This window comes from Saccharothrix stipae (assembly GCF_054781895.1).
The window spans coordinates 125,560-141,641 of sequence record NZ_BAAGTN010000018.1 but is presented as its reverse complement, the minus strand read 5'-3'; the positions used below and the strand labels follow the sequence as shown (position 1 = coordinate 141,641).

The 16,082-nt window shown below is 71.9% G+C and carries 14 protein-coding genes; 9 read left to right on the top strand and 5 right to left on the bottom strand.

Features of this window, described 5'->3' with window-relative positions; translation table 11 throughout:
• The first annotated feature begins 25 nt into the window (after positions 1–25).
• Together ACYVLT_RS34065 and ACYVLT_RS34060 are read left to right on the top strand one after the other, a co-directional pair.
• Positions 26–1,339 carry an RICIN domain-containing protein gene (locus tag ACYVLT_RS34065; RefSeq protein WP_461124269.1) on the top strand — a complete coding sequence of 438 codons (1,314 nt, stop codon included), beginning with the start codon at positions 26–28 and terminating at the stop codon, positions 1,337–1,339.
• 64 nt (positions 1,340–1,403) lie between these two features.
• A complete protein-coding gene (locus ACYVLT_RS34060; RefSeq protein WP_461124268.1) occupies positions 1,404–3,335 on the top strand; it encodes a glycosyl hydrolase 53 family protein in 1,932 nt (643 codons plus the stop codon).
• 101 nt (positions 3,336–3,436) lie between these two features.
• Here the strand turns inward: ACYVLT_RS34060 and ACYVLT_RS34055 are convergent, their stop codons facing one another.
• Positions 3,437–4,567: a hypothetical protein gene (locus tag ACYVLT_RS34055; RefSeq protein WP_461124267.1), complete on the bottom strand. Its 1,131-nt coding sequence runs from the start codon at positions 4,565–4,567 to the stop codon at positions 3,437–3,439.
• A gap of 310 nt (positions 4,568–4,877) precedes the next feature.
• Here ACYVLT_RS34055 and ACYVLT_RS34050 point away from each other — a divergent pair, with 310 nt between their 5' ends.
• The 4 genes from ACYVLT_RS34050 (at position 4,878) to ACYVLT_RS34035 (ending at position 9,089) form a co-directional block, all read left to right on the top strand.
• The gene (locus ACYVLT_RS34050) at positions 4,878–6,290 is read left to right on the top strand and encodes an AAA family ATPase (RefSeq protein WP_461124266.1); all 1,413 of its coding nucleotides are present in this window, start codon (positions 4,878–4,880) and stop codon (positions 6,288–6,290) included.
• Entirely contained in the window at positions 6,287–7,063 is a 777-nt protein-coding gene (locus ACYVLT_RS34045) for an HNH endonuclease family protein (RefSeq protein WP_461124265.1), read from the top strand. Before ACYVLT_RS34050 ends, ACYVLT_RS34045 begins: the two co-directional genes overlap by 4 nt.
• Positions 7,064–7,354: 291 nt before the next feature.
• Positions 7,355–7,597 (top strand): hypothetical protein, encoded by a 243-nt coding sequence (locus ACYVLT_RS34040; RefSeq protein ID WP_461124264.1) that lies wholly within the window; start codon positions 7,355–7,357, stop codon positions 7,595–7,597.
• A 7-nt stretch (positions 7,598–7,604) separates the two neighbouring features.
• On the top strand, positions 7,605–9,089 hold the full coding sequence (locus ACYVLT_RS34035) for a radical SAM protein (protein ID WP_461124263.1): 1,485 nt from the start codon (positions 7,605–7,607) through the stop codon (positions 9,087–9,089).
• 105 nt (positions 9,090–9,194) lie between these two features.
• On the opposite strand, the gene ACYVLT_RS34030 is transcribed toward ACYVLT_RS34035, so the two are convergent.
• From ACYVLT_RS34030 to ACYVLT_RS34020, 3 genes are all read right to left on the bottom strand, one after another.
• Positions 9,195–9,338 carry a hypothetical protein gene (locus ACYVLT_RS34030; protein WP_461124262.1) on the bottom strand — a complete coding sequence of 48 codons (144 nt, stop codon included), beginning with the start codon at positions 9,336–9,338 and terminating at the stop codon, positions 9,195–9,197.
• Positions 9,335–10,561, bottom strand: coding sequence for a cytochrome P450 family protein (locus ACYVLT_RS34025; RefSeq protein WP_461124261.1), 1,227 nt, complete (start codon positions 10,559–10,561; stop codon positions 9,335–9,337). Before ACYVLT_RS34025 ends, ACYVLT_RS34030 begins: the two co-directional genes overlap by 4 nt.
• 146 nt (positions 10,562–10,707) lie before the next feature.
• The gene (locus tag ACYVLT_RS34020; RefSeq protein WP_461124260.1) at positions 10,708–11,568 is read right to left on the bottom strand and encodes a hypothetical protein; all 861 of its coding nucleotides are present in this window, start codon (positions 11,566–11,568) and stop codon (positions 10,708–10,710) included.
• A gap of 605 nt (positions 11,569–12,173) precedes the next feature.
• Between ACYVLT_RS34020 and ACYVLT_RS34015 the strand changes: the two genes are divergently transcribed.
• The 3 genes from ACYVLT_RS34015 (at position 12,174) to ACYVLT_RS34005 (ending at position 15,313) form a co-directional block, all read left to right on the top strand.
• Complete coding sequence (locus tag ACYVLT_RS34015; RefSeq protein WP_461124259.1) at positions 12,174–13,490, top strand: hypothetical protein; 1,317 nt, start codon at positions 12,174–12,176, stop codon at positions 13,488–13,490.
• Positions 13,491–13,713: 223 nt separating this feature from the next.
• On the top strand, positions 13,714–14,181 hold the full coding sequence (locus ACYVLT_RS34010; RefSeq protein WP_461124258.1) for a calcium-binding protein: 468 nt from the start codon (positions 13,714–13,716) through the stop codon (positions 14,179–14,181).
• A gap of 367 nt (positions 14,182–14,548) precedes the next feature.
• Positions 14,549–15,313: an AfsR/SARP family transcriptional regulator gene (locus ACYVLT_RS34005; RefSeq protein ID WP_461124257.1), complete on the top strand. Its 765-nt coding sequence runs from the start codon at positions 14,549–14,551 to the stop codon at positions 15,311–15,313.
• Positions 15,314–15,328: 15 nt separating this feature from the next.
• Here ACYVLT_RS34005 and ACYVLT_RS34000 read toward each other — a convergent pair whose 3' ends face one another.
• Positions 15,329–16,075 (bottom strand): GAF and ANTAR domain-containing protein, encoded by a 747-nt coding sequence (locus ACYVLT_RS34000; RefSeq protein ID WP_461124256.1) that lies wholly within the window; start codon positions 16,073–16,075, stop codon positions 15,329–15,331.
• Positions 16,076–16,082 lie beyond the last annotated feature (7 nt).

Below are 16,082 nucleotides of genomic sequence, written 5' to 3'. Positions count from 1 at the left end.
CACCCCCGCACCCAAGGAGTCGTCCATGACCATGCAACGGCGGAAGTTCCTCACCATCAGCGCGGCCGGGGCGGCGGGTGTCGGCCTGTCGCTGCTCGGCGCGGGACAGGCCCCCGCCTCCATCGGAACCCTGGCCACGGCGCCGACCACGCCGTTCGCGGTCGGCGTGCGCCGGTACGACTGGACCCGCGGCGGACGCCCGTGCACCACCTACGTCTACTACCCCGCCACGGGCACCGCCGGCGGCAACCCCGTCACCGACGCCCCCGTCGCCAACGGTGTCTTCCCCGTCTACAACTTCACCCACGGTTTCGGCAGCAGCCCCCAGGGCTCCCTGTTCATCATCCGCGCCCTCGCCTCGGCCGGCTTCGTCGTCCCCGCACCCCACTTCAACCACAACTTCGGCGACGTCAACAACGGCAACACCTCCAAGGACGTCTCCCAGATCCTCACCAACACCCTCGCCCTCAACACCAGCGGACCACTTGCCGGGCACATCAACACCTCGACCGGCGTCGGCGTTTCCGGGCACTCCCTGGGCGGCATGGTCACCCACGGGCTGCTGACCTCCTGGCCCGACAGCCGGATCGTCTCCGCCAACCCGCAGTCCTGTGTGGACATGGGCAACCCGGCCGGCTCCGTCAACGCCAAGGTCCTGTTCGTCCACGGCGACCGCGACACCACCACCCAGTACTCCTCCGCGCGCCAGGCCTACACCGAGATGACCTGGCCCAAGGCGTTCCTCACCTTCGTCGGTGGCAGCCACACCAGCTTCTGGAGCGACCAGCGCTTCCCCCGCACCGTCGTCGACTGGGCCCGCTGGACCATGTACGGCGACACCACCGCCCGCGACCGCCTCCCCGCCGACGCCGCCGGCACCAACACCCGGTGGGAAGCCCGACTCGGCGACACCCCCGGCGGCCCCACCGCCTACACCCTGATCGCGCAGCACAGCGGCAAGGCCGCCGACATCACCGAGGCGTCCACCGCTCCGGGCGCCCGGCTCATCCAGTGGACGGCCGGCAGCGGGTCCAACCAGCAGTTCGAGTTCGCCGACACCGGCGACGGCCACGTCACGATCAAGGCACGGCACAGCGGCCTGGTGCTCCAGGCGGGCAGCGGCTCCGGCACCGACACCACCCAGCAGACCGGCACCGGCGCGGCCAACCAGCAGTGGCGGGTCGTCGACCACGGCGGCGACGTGGTCAGCCTGGTCAACCGGCAGACCGGCCTGGCCCTCGACGTCTGGGAACACTCCACCGCCGACGGCGCCCGCATCGCTCAGTACGCCTACAACGCCGGCAGCCCCAACCAGCGCTTCACCCGCCGACGCGTCTGACGCCGCACCGGTCGAGGCACCGTTCGACCACCAAGCCGCAGAGCCTCATCCTCAGGAGAAGGACATGCGCAACAAGCGCCTGGCCCGCGCCACAGCGGGCCTGACGACACTCGCCACCGCGGTGTCCGCGGGCATGCTCGTGGTGCCCTCGCCCGCCGGTGCGATTTACGGATCGGCGGACATCAAGCCGATCGAGAGCAACATCGCCGCCAAGTCCTGGGCCTCGGCGAAGGCGAGCAGCGGTTCGTCGACCGCCGGCCAGGCCATCGACGGCGACCCGGCGACGTCCTGGTACCCCGACCGCGCCGGTGCCCGGCAGTGGCTCACGGTCGACCTCGGCGGCACCTATGACAACCTGCGCAAGGTCAAGGTGGTGTTCCCGGAGCGCGGCGTGGTCCACCGGTACGTCGTCGAGGTCTCGACCGACGGTCGCCTGTGGAAGGCCGTGGCCGACAGATCGCACAACAGAGCCGCGTCACGGGGCGAGGTGCACCTGTTCACCCGACCGGCGACGCGCTTCGTCCGGTTGACGTTCACCGGTGGGCCGGGCCGCACCCGGGCCGGTGTCAGCGAGCTCCAGGTCTTCAACTACCTGCGCGACGACCTCGTCCTCGGCGCCGACCTGTCCTGGGTGGACGACCACCAGTCCCGTGAGTACTGGGTCAACCCCTTGGCCGCCGACCGGGGCGCCGGGCCGCACCAGCTGGACGTGCTCAAGGACCGCGGCATGCAGCACGCCCGGCTGCGGGTGTGGAACGAGCCGCGCAGCGAGAGCACCGGTCAACCGACCGCCGTACCGCGCCAGGGTCCGCAGCGCACGCTGACCTCGGCGCGGTGGATCAAGCAGCGGAACATGGGCCTGGGCATCGACTACCACTACGCGGACTCGTGGGCGGACCCGAGCAAGCAGCCGAAGCCGCGAGCCTGGGCCGGGCTGGAGTTCGAGGACCTGAGCCGCGCGGTGTACGACTTCACCGCCGACCACCTGCGCCAGTTGATCCGCCAGGGCACCACGCCGGACAAGGTCGCCGTCGGCAACGAGATCATCAACGGGTTCATGTACGGCAGCGAGGCCGCCCTCATCGGCACGACGAGTCCGCCGTACTTCGTCGACCAGGCCGACGTCTACCAGTCGAAGCCCGGTGGTGGCCTGCTGTGGCGGTACTGGGGTTCGACCGACCCGGTCGAGCAGCGGCTCTACGACCAGGCGTGGGACCGGTTCACGACCCTGGCCGCCTCCGGGATCAAGGCGGTCCGCGACGCGTCGCCGACGTCCGAGGTCGAGATCCACGTGATCGTCGGCAAGGACCGGCTCGCCAAGACCATGGAGTTCTGGCACCAGTTCCTCACCCGGGTGAAGGCCAAGGGGCAGGACCCCGACGTGCTGGCCATCTCGTACTACTCGGAGTGGCACGGCACGCCCGAGGCGCTGGACGTCAACCTGCACACGATGGCCACCACCCACCCCGACTACAAGATCGACATCGCCGAAACCGCCTACCCCGCCTCGGGTGGCGACGGCTCGCCGATGCCCAACTCGCCCTTCCCCCGGACGATCCAGGGACAGGCCGACGCCATCCAGCGGGTCTTCCAGGCCGCCAACGACGTGGTCGACAACAAGGGCGCCGGCGTGCTGGTCTGGGAGCCGGCCGGGTTCCAGACCATGTTCCGGGCCGTGCCCGGGCTGGCGAACACGTGGGAGCCGCACGCCTCCATCAACGTCTTCAACGCCGGCCGCGCCAAGCACGTCCTCCAGGACACCGTCCACATCGCGACCGCGGTGCGCACCGCGCCGAAGCTGCCCTCCTCCGTCCACCTGCTCACCACCGCCACCAACAAGATCACCGACGTCGCCGTCCGCTGGCAGCCGTTGCCACCCGGCGCGACCGACGAGCCGGGTGAGGTGACGGTCACCGGCGTGACCACCGCCGGACCCGTCACGGCGGTGATCGACGTCCTGCCCGGGCGCGGCGAGCACGACTCGACCACCTCGTAGGTCGACGTCCCGGCCGCCGATTCGCCGGGACGGGCGTGGGGCACGACGGGGTGGGGACGGCGACCGCGATCGGCCGGTCGCCGTCCCCACGTGCGCGTGCGTCAGGAACCAACCGGCTTGGAGACGCCCTGGACCCACGTGACCAGCAGCTGGAGGTCGGCCGTCACCTGCGCCCAGGTCTTGTGGTGATCGCCCGTGGTGCGCAGCTCGAACACGATCAGGTCGACCCCGTTCTCGCGGTGGGGCGGGACGAGGGTCATCTTCCCGTACATGCTCGACTGGGGCACCTGCGGACCTCCGGTGAGCGCGGACTTCAGGTACTGCTTCAGCGAGAAGGCGGGCAGGCCGGGGATCTCACGGATGTCGTTCTCGTTGAAGTCCGCGTGCACGTCGGGCTTCTCCGTGATGTCCTGCGTGGCCGCGATCCGCTCGATCATCGACTCGTCGGACCAGCTCTCCTCGAGGTACTTGCGCACGTCCTCCGGCAACGCGGGGAAGATCTCGTGGAACGACGCACGGCACAGGGCGACGGTGCCGTTCTTGACCTGACCCCTCGGCTTCACGCCGATGGCGTGGTCGGTGTAGTCGGCGATCCCGGCGATCTGCGTGTACACGAGCTGCATGTAGGCGCGCATGACCTCAAGGCTCTGGTCGCCGGTGGCGCCGCCGACCGCGAAGTCGGTGACCACCGACTCGGCGAACTCGGCCGCCTGGGCCGTGCGGAACCGCGCGCGGTCGAGGAACCGGGGGTCGTCGGGCGTGAACGGGGCGATCGTGTCGCGCAACAGGTCGAAGAAGCCCGCGAGGGCGCCGACCGGCACGCCGAGCGAGTAGTGGAGGAACAGCCCGTCGCTCCTCCCGTCGGCCTCGGCGGGCTGGTAGACCGCGCGCGGCGGGAACTTGCGGATCCGCGCGGTCCGGCCCTCGTCGACCGCCGTCCCGTACGGGGCGATCGCGTCGGCGAAGGGCCCCGGCTTGGCCGCGTAGAGCGCGTCCCGCATCGCGCGGATACCTCGGACCTGCGCGGCCAGCGTTTCCGGACCCCTCTTGCTGTCCGCACCCGTCACCGAGACGGGGTCGGTCACGAACTCGATGTTGGAATAGCCCTGCCGCTTGTCGCTGACGATCTTCAACTGGTATTGGGGGCACGACGCGAGTGGTGTCTCTCCGTCGAGCACCCGGCCGCGCCTGTCCGCGATCAACAGGCTGATCTCCAGTTCGAACCCGATCATGGTTACCTCCGTGGGGACTGCGGGTCGGTCAGGACAACCCGGACGCCCGTGCCGAGGCACGGGCACCCGGGGTGCTTCGCCTGGTCCCCTTCGTCCCCGTGCGATACGGAGGCCATAAGCCGCGTCGAGTGTCAGCCGGGCTGTCGACCCGCGGACCGCCGTTGTGCGGAGATGACCCGATCGAGGCGGTGCCGTTCAGCCGGTCGGGAGGCCCGCGAGCACGGCCGCCGACCGCGTCGCCGCGCCACGGCCGGACGGGGTGACCCAATACAGTGCGCGGTGACGACGAGGAGTGCCGAGAGGATCCGCCGTGTACGTGTCGAAGGTCCGGCTGCGCAATGTGAGGGGTTTCCACGGCTCGCGTGGTGTCGACCTCGACCTGCGGCGCCCCGACGGCAGCCACGAGGGCTGGACGGTGCTCGCCGGCCGCAACGGGTCCGGCAAGACGTCGCTGCTGCGGGGGATCGCCCTGGCCCTGGGTGGCCCGGCCGTCGCACGCAGCCTGGTGCCCGACTTCGAGGCCTGGATCTCGGCCGGCGCCGACGAGGCGGTCGCCGAGGTGCAGGTGGTGTTCGACTCCCGGTGGGAGAAGTTCCGCATCGGCCGGCCGCCGGCGGGTCCGTTCTGGTCGGGACTGCGGTGGACCGCCCCGTCACCGGAGGACGAGGTGGCCCCGACCCGGCCTTCCCAGCCGGCGCTGGCGCCCTACAGCTCGGTGCGCAACGCCAAGACCGCCGCGGCCCGCGGCCCGTGGCAGGACAACCCGACCGGGTGGTTCTGCGCCGCGTACGGGCCGTTCCGCAGGCTGGTCGGCGGCAGCGGCGAGGCGCAACGCCTGATGATGACGGCGGGCCCGGTCAGCCGCACGGCCAGCCTGTTCCACGAGGAGGCGTCGCTGTCCGAGGGCGTCAGCTGGCTGATCGAGCAGCACCTGAGGTCCCTGGAGGGGCGGGAAGGCGCACAGGAGCTCAAACGGACCGCGCTGGCGATCCTGGCCGACGGGCTGCTGCCCGACGACTACCGGATCGAGGGCGTGGACTCGCGGGGCCTGTGGGTGCGCAAGGACGACCACCGCTTCCCGCTGCGGGAGATGAGCGACGGCTACCGGACGGTGGTGGCCCTGGTGGTGGACCTGCTCAAGCAGATCTACGAGGCCTACGGACGGCTGGACGCGTACCGGGGGGAGCGGCCGCTGGACGCCGACGACCCCGGCCCGGACGAGGGCGCCGACTCGGTGGTGCGGGTGCGCGCGCCCGGCGTGGTGATCATCGACGAGGTGGACGCCCACCTGCACGTGTCCTGGCAGAAGCGGATCGGGGAGTGGCTCAAGCGGCACTTCCCGGCCATCCAGTTCATCGTGACCACCCACAGCCCCTACATCTGCCAGGCGGCCGACGAAGCCGGGTTGATCCGACTGCCCGGCCCGGACGAACCGGTGCCGCCGCAGACGGTGAGCCGGAACCTGTGGGAGCGCATCGTCTACGGCAGCGGCGACGACGCGGTGCTGTCGGACCTGTTCGGCCTGGACACCGCCTACTCACGGCGCGCGGTGGCCCTGCGCGACGAGTTGGCACGCCTGGAGCTGGCGGTGCTCACCGGCTCGGCCGACGACGTCCAGGGCAAGCGGTACCGGGAGATCAAGGACCTGCTGACCAGCTCGCCCACCGCCCGCGTGCGGGAAGTGGACGCCCGGATGAGGCTGCACGCGGCGGACGGCGAATGATCCGACTGCACCGCGCCCCGCTGGCCGAGCCGTTGCAGGACAGGTTGACGTCGCTGACCGGGGACATCCGCGGCGCACGGCGCGGCAAGTCGCGGGTCGCGAAGGCCAGGGGGCTCTGGAAGGCGCGACCGGCGGTCAAGCGCGACCTCAAGGCCGTGCTGGCCACGTTCGCCGCCGGCCGGGACCGGTGCATGTACTGCGGCGACAACGAAGGCACCGACATCGACCACTACCAGCCCGTGTCGCTCCAGCCGCTGCTGACCTTCGCCTGGCTCAACCACCTGCTGGCCTGTTCGCGCTGCAACAGCCACCACAAGCGCGACGAGTTCCCCGTCGACGACGCCGGGAGGCCGTTGCTGCTCGACCCCTCGGTGGACGACCCGGCCGAGCACCTGTTCCTGGCTTTGAACGCGGGCCGGTACCTGCCGTTGACCCCGCGCGGTGACGCGACGATCCGGGTCTGCGCCCTCAACCGGGACGTGCTCACCCAGGGGCGACGGACCGCGTTCGACACCGTGACGCTCCTGCTGCGCCAGTGGGCGCAGGTGGCGGACCGCGCCGCTGCAACCCGCGGGGAGGCCGCCCCCGCGGTCGAGCCCGAGTTGGTGATGATCGAGCGCACCGTCCGCGAGCAGCCCTTCGCCGACGTGCTGGACGCCATGGTGCGGCAGGCGACCGGCGTCGGGGCGGACGAGGTGTTCGAGGATCGTCGGGACCTCCTGCCGGTGCTGCGCTCACCGGAGCTGCGCGACCGCCTCGACGCCGCCCGGTAGGCCCGCGGCGGATGCCTCGCACCCGATCGGTTCGCCGAACTGATTTTTTCCCAATTGACGCTCCCGGCGTCGTGATCGCGAACCATTCGACCACGATTTCCGAGTCGGTACGGCAAGGGGAGCAGGACGCTTCCCGGCGAGTGGGCTAAACGAATCGGGTCTTCGCCTCAGCGGCGTCCGCCACGAACACCGGCCGGTTATCGGCAATCCTGCCCGGTGGCCGATTGCGGTACCGTGCGGGCGCGGGCCATCGGGACCGCGCATTCGCTTTGTCAATGGGGAGGTTCGTCGATGGACATTCGCCATGCGGTCCCTGCGGCCACGCTCGCGGGTCTGGTCGCCGCGGGGATCACCTTGACCGGCGCGACGGCGTCGGCGGCGCCGATCGAGGTGGACGGGGTCTCCATCGCGGTGCTGGAGAGCGCCGACTACATGCCGCCCACCCCCGAGGCGCCCGTCCCCGACGCGTTCACCGTCGACGGCGTCACGGTGACCGTGCTGGAGAGCGCCGACTACATGCCCCCGGAAGCCTGACGCGAAGGTGATCCCGTCCCCGCCGACCCTGCGCGAGGCACTGCGCGCCGGCCACTGGGATGTGCTGGACGACCTGGCGGACGCGGTGGTGCCCTACCGGCACAAGGCCGAACTCGGTCTGGTGGCCGCCGAGGAGGCCGCGCTGCTGCTGGCGCGCGATCCCGGAGCCCGGCAGGGGATCCGACGCCACTTCTACGTGGACGAGACCCGGGTGCTGATCTCACCCGCCGGTACCGGCGTCGGGACGAGCGGCGGTCCGGCGAGCGCGCTGGCCGTCTCGGCCGAGGACGGGTCGGTGCGCGTCCGGCCGGTCTGGGATGACGAGGACGTCTGGACCGTGACGCGGCGGCTGGCCGCCCGCCACGGCTGGGCCCTCCCGGCCGACCGGGAGGATCGCTTCCAACGCCGGGCCGAGGCGCTCACCGGGTTCCACGGCCTCGGCCGGTACGAGTTCCGGTCGCTGCTGCACTCGCCGGAGGGTCGGGCGGTGGCCGGTTCCGCCGCCGCGCTGGCCGACGTGGTGTACCCGCTGTGGCGGCCGCGGGCGCTCGGGCTCACCCTGACCTACCGGTGCAACGCCGCCTGCGCCCACTGCTACAACGTCAGCGGCCCGAAGCGGTCGGCGGACTGCCTCGGCTGGTCGCAGACCGGCGACCACCTCCGCGAGTGGGTCGGGCTCGGCGTCACCGACATCGGCCTCTCCGGCGGCGAGCCGTTCCTGTACCCGGACCTGGTCGTGGACATGGTCGCGGAGCTCAAGGCACTGGGCGTGCCGCTGGTCAGCCCGTTCACCAACGGCTTCTGGGGCAACGACGAAGCGGCCGCGCGCGACCTGCTCGTCCGCCTGCGCCGGACCGGGTTCGGCGACAGCCCCAAGGACCAGGTGAAGATCAGCTCGGGTGAGTTCCACGTCCCGTTCGTGTCGGCGTCGGACGTGCTCACGGTGGCCGCCCTGCACCACGAGATCATCGGCAACCCGGTGGTGCTGGACGTGGAGCTGGTCCGCACCGACGCCGAACTGCGCAACCTCGTCGCCGAGGCGAAGCGGCGCGGTGTCCACGACCGGATCCAGTGGATGGCCCGGCCGGCGGTGTCCGACTCCGGTCGGGCCAAGCGCTGGTACGAGACGTTGCCCCAGCAGCAGCGTTCGTTGGCCGACCTGCGGTGCCCGATCAAGGCGTCGGCGAGCCTGTACCCGGCGGGCGACTGGGTCTACTGCTCCGGCACCAGTTGGCCGATCGACTACCGGCGGATCGGCAACCTGGACGGCAACGGTCCGCACGGCGTGGCGGCCGTGGCACAACGCGATCCGCGCGTCCCGTACTGGCAGTTCGGCACGTTCGCCGACTGGGTGCGCGACAACCCCCGCCCGGACGTCGACGGCGAGCAGGTGACGATGCCGGTCCAGGCCACGGTGTGCGGCACCTGCCGCGACGTGTTCGGGCCGCCACGGGCACCCCGGCGGCCGCGGCGGGTGATCAAGACCGGGTAGCCGGGCCCGACCCGGTCCTTGGCGACGCGGCCTGCCCGGCGTGCCGGGCAGGCCGCACCGGCCGAGGACGCCGTCAGCCGGTCAGGTGATCACGTGGTCGGGTGATCACTTGCCGGGGAACCAGATGGTCCACGAGCCGAGCAGGTAGCCGCAGACCTCGTCGACGAGTTCCTGCTGACGCACGGCGCCGTCGTCGCCGGTGTTCCTCCGGCCGGTGTCGCCGAACGTCGCTTCGGATGCCGATTTCATCGGTCTCCTTTCCTGGTGGGGTCCGCCCGGTCCAGCAGGACCGGAAGGCTTTCCATACCACGGAGCAGGCCGCTGGTCAGCCAGGTCACTTCGGTCGCGTCCGCCGGGAGTCGCAGGTCCGGGAAGCGCGCCAGCAGTCGCGGGATGGCCACCTCGCCGGCCAGCCTGGCCAGCGGTGCGCCGAGGCAGTAGTGGATGCCGTGCCCGAACGCCAGGTGGCCGCCGGCCGGTCGGCGCAGGTCGAGCCGTTCGGGTTCGGTGAACCGGTGCGGGTCGTGGTTGGCCGAACCGAGCGCGACCACCACGAACTCGCCCGCCGGGATGGTCACCCCGCCGATCCCGACCTCGGCGGTGGTGTAGCGCAGGGTGCTGAAGTTCACCGGACCGGTGAAGCGCAACAGCTCCTCGACCGCGCCCGGGACCACGGCGGGGTCGGCGAGCAGGGCGGCGCGCTGGTCCGGATCGCCGAGCAGCGCGAGGACCCCGTTGGCGATCAGGCCGACCACGGTGTCGTGGCCGGCGACCAGCAGCAGCAACGCCGTCATGACCAGTTCGACGTCGGTCAGCCGGTCCACGTCGTCGCCCGCGGCGACCAGCAGGCTGAGCGCGTCGTCTCCCGGTTCGGTCCGTCGGGCCGCGACGAGCCGGGCCAGGTAGCCGACCATGGTCCGCAGGCCGGCCTGGTCCGGCTCGGGCGGCGCGGCCTCGGTGCCGTCCACGGCGGCCGACGCCCACCGGGCGAAGTCGTCCCGATCGTCCTCCGGCACGCCGAGCAGTTCGGACAGCACGACCGTGGCGAACGGGAAGGCGAACTCCTTGACGAGGTCCACGACGCCGCGGCGTTCGGCGAGGACGTCGAGCAGTTCCCCGGTGATCCGCTCGATGCCCGGGCGCAGGGCCGACATCCGCTGTGCGGTGAACGCGCGGCTGACCAGGCGCCGCAGCCGGGTGTGGTCCGGCGGGTCGGAGTTGAGCATGTGCCTGATGACCGGGTTCGGGCCGCGCCCGCCGGTCGAGCTGCGCGTGTGGCGTTCGAACAGCGCGCCGGCGGCGCTCAGGTCCTTGCTGAGCCGGGGATCGACGAGCGCGGCCCGTGCGTCCTCGTAACGGGTGAGCACCCACGCGGTCGGACCACCGGGCAGCACCACCCGGTGAACTCCGCCCTCCGCCCGGCACGCCGCGTAGGCGGGGAAGGGGTCGCGGAAGAATTCCGGGTCGAGCACGAGTTCAGTCGGCCGGGAGACCAACGCGGGCGCCCCATTCCGTTCGGATGCCGCGGATACCGGGCGGACCCGGCAGCACGATCACCGCCGGATTTTATCCCACGCGCCGTTCGGTCCTGCCGACGGAATTCCGAAGTGGATCGGGGTCAGCCGGTGCAGTTGGGGACGGCGGGCGTGCTGCCGACGCAGTTGTCCGGGGTGTTGGCGGTGATGGGGGAGTCGGTGGTGGTCATGGTGCCGCCCTGGCGGTAGACCCCACCGGAAGGGCCCGGCAGCGCGTGGTTGTCGGTCACGGCGGTCTGGGTCAGCGTCGTCGCGGTGGAGTTCACCGCGGCGATGCCGCCGCCGCGGCCGGCGCTGTTGCCGGTGATGACCAGGGGGCTGCCGGAGACGCCGGTCGTGGTCAGCGTGCCGCGCAGGCCGTTGTGGATGCCGCCGCCGTCGCCGAGCGTGGCGGTGTTGCCGGAGACCGGGCTGTTGGTGAACGTCGCGGCGGGTGCGGTGCCGGACGGGGTGTCGGCGTTGGCGAGGCCGCCGCCGTTGCCCGAGGCGGTGTTGCCGGTGAGGGTGCTCCCGGTCAGGGTCACCGCGCCGCGGTTGAGGATGCCGCCGCCGTGGCCGACCACGTTGCCGCGGGTGAACGCGATCCCGGTGGTGAGCGTGAGGCTGCCGGTCGGGCCGACCTCGGCGATCCGGAACCGCCCGAGGCCGAGCCGCGAGGCGTTGGTGACGGTGGCGGGGCCGACCATCTCGATCGGGGTGGTGATGACCGGCAGCGCGTTCGACGCGCCACCGTGGCCGGAGGTCATGCGGTAGGTGCAGCCTCCCGCCAGCACGAGGGTGTCCGCGGTGGGCGTCGAGTTCGCCTGGTTCACCGCCGCGACGAGGGCGTTCTCGTTGCACGCCACCGGGATGGTGATGGCCTGCGCGATCGGGGGGAAGGCGACCAGGCCGCCGGCGACGACGGTGGCGCCGAACATCGTTCGACAAATGGTGTGGATGCGCATGATGACTTCATTTCCTGGGACGCGGTCGATGATGACCTGCGCGGTGCGCCGACGGCAGAAGACGGCGAGACGGCGTGCGCACGCAGCGGTGCTGTTCGGGCGCCGGGCTGTGGCCGTCATCCGTGCGAGAAGACCCCGGTTCGCGATCCACCTGCGTGATCAACACGAAGGTTTCTCCGCCACCGGGGTCCGAGGTAACAGCCTTCAACCTATACCCGCGTCGCATTGATCGTCGCCACAGTCGCCCGAACGGGGGTAGCTGCTGCGGTATTCCGACCACGGTCGGCTCGTCCTCGGCGTGGCTCGTCACTCAAGTGGGTGGTCGCCGTCGGACCTCGGCGACGCCACCGGGGACTCGACCACGGCCCGCGAATTGCGGCTTCGGTCGCATTCGGGGGTGGGTGTGCCCGCATTCGGGTGGCCGGCGGTGCCGTGCCTTCCACGCGCCGACCCGGCGCGCGCACGCTGGGGTCACGAGGGTGTTGGTCGGTTTCGGTGCTCTCGTTGGGCAGCACCGGACAGTGACCCCGGCCCCCGGTCATCGGATCACCCCCCCGCGGGTCCGCGGCATCGGCTCGGACCCACCCCACGGGTGGAGATTGATCATGACAACGACAGCGCGCGCCGGCACGGCCGGCCGGTTCGGCAGGGCCCTGGTCGGTTTGGGCACGGTGGCCGGATTCGCCCTGGTGGCACCAGGAACAGCCCAGGCGATCCCGCCCGGGTGCACGCAATCGGGCAACAACTTCGTCTGCACCGCCGGCATCCCCGCCGGTGACGTCCTGACCGGCACGTCGGCCAACAACGTCATCACCATCACCGGCGGCCCCGTCAACGGGACCGTCGACGCGCTCGGCGGCAACGACACCATCACCGTCACCGGCGTCGCGGGTGTCGCGGGTGCGAACGGCTCCCCCGGCGCGAACGGCACCGCGGGAACCCCGGCCGGCAGCGCCGGCGGCAACGGCGGTGTCGGGACCGGCGGCGGTGTCGCCGTCGGGAGCACCGGGCTCATCGACGGCGGCGCGGGCACGGACCACATCACCGTCACCGGCGGTGCGGGCGGCAACGGTGGCAACGGGGGCAACGGCGGGCAGGGCTTCACCAGCGGCGCCGGAGGCGCGGGAGGCAACGGCGGTGTGGCCGGGGTCGGCGGCGCGGGCAACGCCGGGGTCATCCACGGCGGCTCCGGCAACGACACCGTCAGCGCAACCGGGGGCAAGGGCGGCAACGGCGGCCTCGGTGCGCCCGGCGGCAACGGCGGCCTCGTCGCGGGCGGCGCGGGCGCCGGTGGCATCGGCGGAGCCGGTGGTGTCGGCGGTGTCGGCAACTCCGGGACCTTCAACGGCGGTACCGCCGACACCGGTCTCGACGCCATCACCGTCACCGGGGGCGCGGGTGGCACCGGCGCCGCAGGCGGTGTCGGAGGCTGCGGCAGCGGCGGCGGCTCGGGTGGCATCGGCGGAGCGGGTGGCGCCGGTGGCATCGGCAACAGCGGGACCCTCAACGGCGGTGCCGGTGTCGACACCCTCAAGGCCAACGGCGGCGTCGGCGGTGCCGGCGGTGTCGGTGGCAAGGGCGGCAACGGCATCAGCGCCACCCAGCCCGGTGGCGCGGGTGGCGTCGGCGGAGCGGGTGGCGCCGGCGGTGTCGGCAACTCCGGAGCCGTCAACGGCGAGGTCGGCAACGACGTCATCACCGTCACCGGCGGCAACGGGGGCAACGGCGGTGCGGGCGGCAACGGCGGCACCGGGTGCAGCGGTCCCGGCGGTGCCGGCGGGCTCGGTGGCGCCGCGGGCGCCGGTGGCCTGGGCAACACCGGCACCGTCGAGGCCGGTACCACCGTGGTGAACGGAACCAGCGGCCTCGTCGGTCCCAACGGCGTAGCCGGTGTCAACAACGGCGGCGTCTGCTCCTGCTGACCGTCCGCGGTGACGCGGAACCACCAGGGCCCCGGGCTCGCGGCCACGCCGCCGCGAGCCCGGGGCCCGCTCACCCGGCACCGGGAAAGCCCTGTGCACGAAGGCGACGAGGTTTCGGCTCCTCCCGTCTCCGGGCGTGCTCGTGACGGCGTCACGCGCCGGTAACGCCTCGCGGAACACGCTGTGGTCATCCGAATTCCCGGAGCGCGAAACGGAGGACGAAGTGCGAACTCGACAGCTCTACCCGATCCTGGCCGCGGGCGTCATGGTCATGGGTGGTCTCATGGGCGCCGGCGTCGCCTCGGCGGCGGTGCCGTGCACCATCGGCCCCAACGTGACGCAGAACGACACCACGGTGTTCGGGTCCGGTGGGAACGACACGATCGACTGCACCAGCGCCAACCCCGGCAAGACGATCTACGGCAGCGGGGGCAACGACACCATCACCGGCACCGCCTACATCGACACGATCCACGGCGGCGCGGGCGACGACACGCTCACCGGCCAGGTGGGCAACGACACCCTCAACGGTGACCTCGGCACGGACACCCTGAACGGTTCCGCGGGCAACGACACGCTCAGCGGGCCGGGCACCGACCTCGCCCAGGACACCCTCAACGGCGGCGACAACACCGACTCGTGCGGTCCCGTCGGCACCCCGCCCGACCTCCGCAGCAGCTGCGAGTCCTAGCACTCGGGCACCGCCGAGATGACCCGCGGACACGACAGACCGACGACGACCCGGCCCTGGAAGGGGACCGGGTCGCTTCGCGCGTCCCCGGTGCCGCGAGAACTCCCCGAACGGGTGGTTTGGCCGGCGGCGCCCCCAGCTCCACGCGTGGCGGAAGCCAGTGCTGGCAAGGCATTTGCGAGCCGGCCCAGTCGCCGTGCCCGCGCTGGTAACCTGGTCGACGGACGTCAGTCGACGGTCTTCCAGCGCAGCCGGCTCTGATCCGGCAGCGACCGCGCGGGCACCGCGCACACGTGCAAGACGAAGCCGAGAGGCTATCCGTGAACACTTTTCCGGGTTTCCGCGGAACGACGCCGACACCGGCCTCATGAGTCCACTCGCGACGCCGGACGCGCGCCTGGCGCCGCCCGCGCGCCGAGCGGGTTTGCGCGTCGCGCTCCTCGACGGCTTCCGGCTCACCGGGGGAGCCGACGCCATCGCCGTCTCCGGAGGGGCGGAGCGCCTGCTGGCGTTCATGGCGATGCGCCACCGGGCGGTGGGGCGACTGCTCGTGGCGGGCTCCCTGTGGGCGGACGCGACCGAGGGCCACGCCTACGCGGCGCTGAGGTCGACGTTGATCCGGATGAACCCCGCCTGCCGCGGCGCGTTGCTGGTCACCCCGTCCAGCCTCGAACTCGCACCCGGTGTCTCGGTCGACCTGCGCGACGCCCAGACGCTCGCCCACCGCCTGCTGGAGCCCGGTCCGCACGCCGCGGTGGACCTGAGCTTGGAGGCGGTCGCCACCCTGTCGTCGGAGCTGCTGCCGCTCTGGTACGACGACTGGGTCGCCTTCGAGGCCGAGGACTGGCGCCAACTCCGGCTCCACGCGTTGGAGGCGGTGGTGGACGGCCTGGTCGAGGCACGGCGCTTCGGCGATGCGACGGCGGCGGCCGGCGTGGTCGTCCGGGCCGACCCGTTGCGGGAGAGCGCCCAGACCGCGCTCATCCGCGTCCACCTGGCCGAGGGCAACCGGTCGGAGGCGGTGCACGCGTTCGACCGGTTCAGCCGCCTCCTGCGGCTGGACCTGGGCCTGGCGCCCACCCCGCAGCTCCGAGACCTGGTCGGTGGCCACGCGAGGCCGTCTCGCGGCTGACCGGCCGGCCGCCGGTCAGCGTCGGAGTGGCTTGACCCTGACGGGCGCCTTGAGCAGGTCCGGGGTGTTGATGTCGCCCGCGATGACGTCGCGTGCGACCCGGCTCAGCTTGAGGTTGTGCCCGCGGGCGTACCCGCGCAGTGCGGCGAACGCGGTGTCCATGTCGACCTGGAGGCGTTCGGCGACCAGCCCCTTGGCCTGTTCCACGATCACCCGGCTGGTCAACGCGGCCTGGAGCTGCTCGGTCAGCACCTGGTGGTGGTGGATCGAACGTTGTTGCAGCAGTCCGATGGTGGCGACGTCGACCAACGCCGTGGCGGTCCGCAACGCGCTCGCGTCCAGCTCCCCGGACCGGTTCCGGAACAGGTTGAGCGCGCCGATCACCTCGCTGCGCAGCCGCATCGGGACCGCGTCCACGGCGGCGAACCCGGCCTCGGTGGCCGCCGCGGTGAACCTCGGCCACCGCTCGCCCGCGTTGGCCAGGTCGGGGTGGCTGACCCTGGTGCCGGCGGCGAACGCGTCCAGGCACGGCCCCTCGTCGTTCTGGAGCTGGAAGAGCTCCAGCAGCCGGGCCTGCTCGTTCGACGTCGCGATCAACTGCAACCTGCCCTGGTGGTCGACCAGCAGCAGGCCCGCCGCGTCGACGTCGAGGAGCTCGACGCACCGGTCCGCGAGCATGTGCAGGAAGTCGATGACGTCGAAGTCGTCGACCAGGGTGTCGGCCAACTCGACGAACGTTTCGACGAGACGTTCACCGTCCATCGCAGCC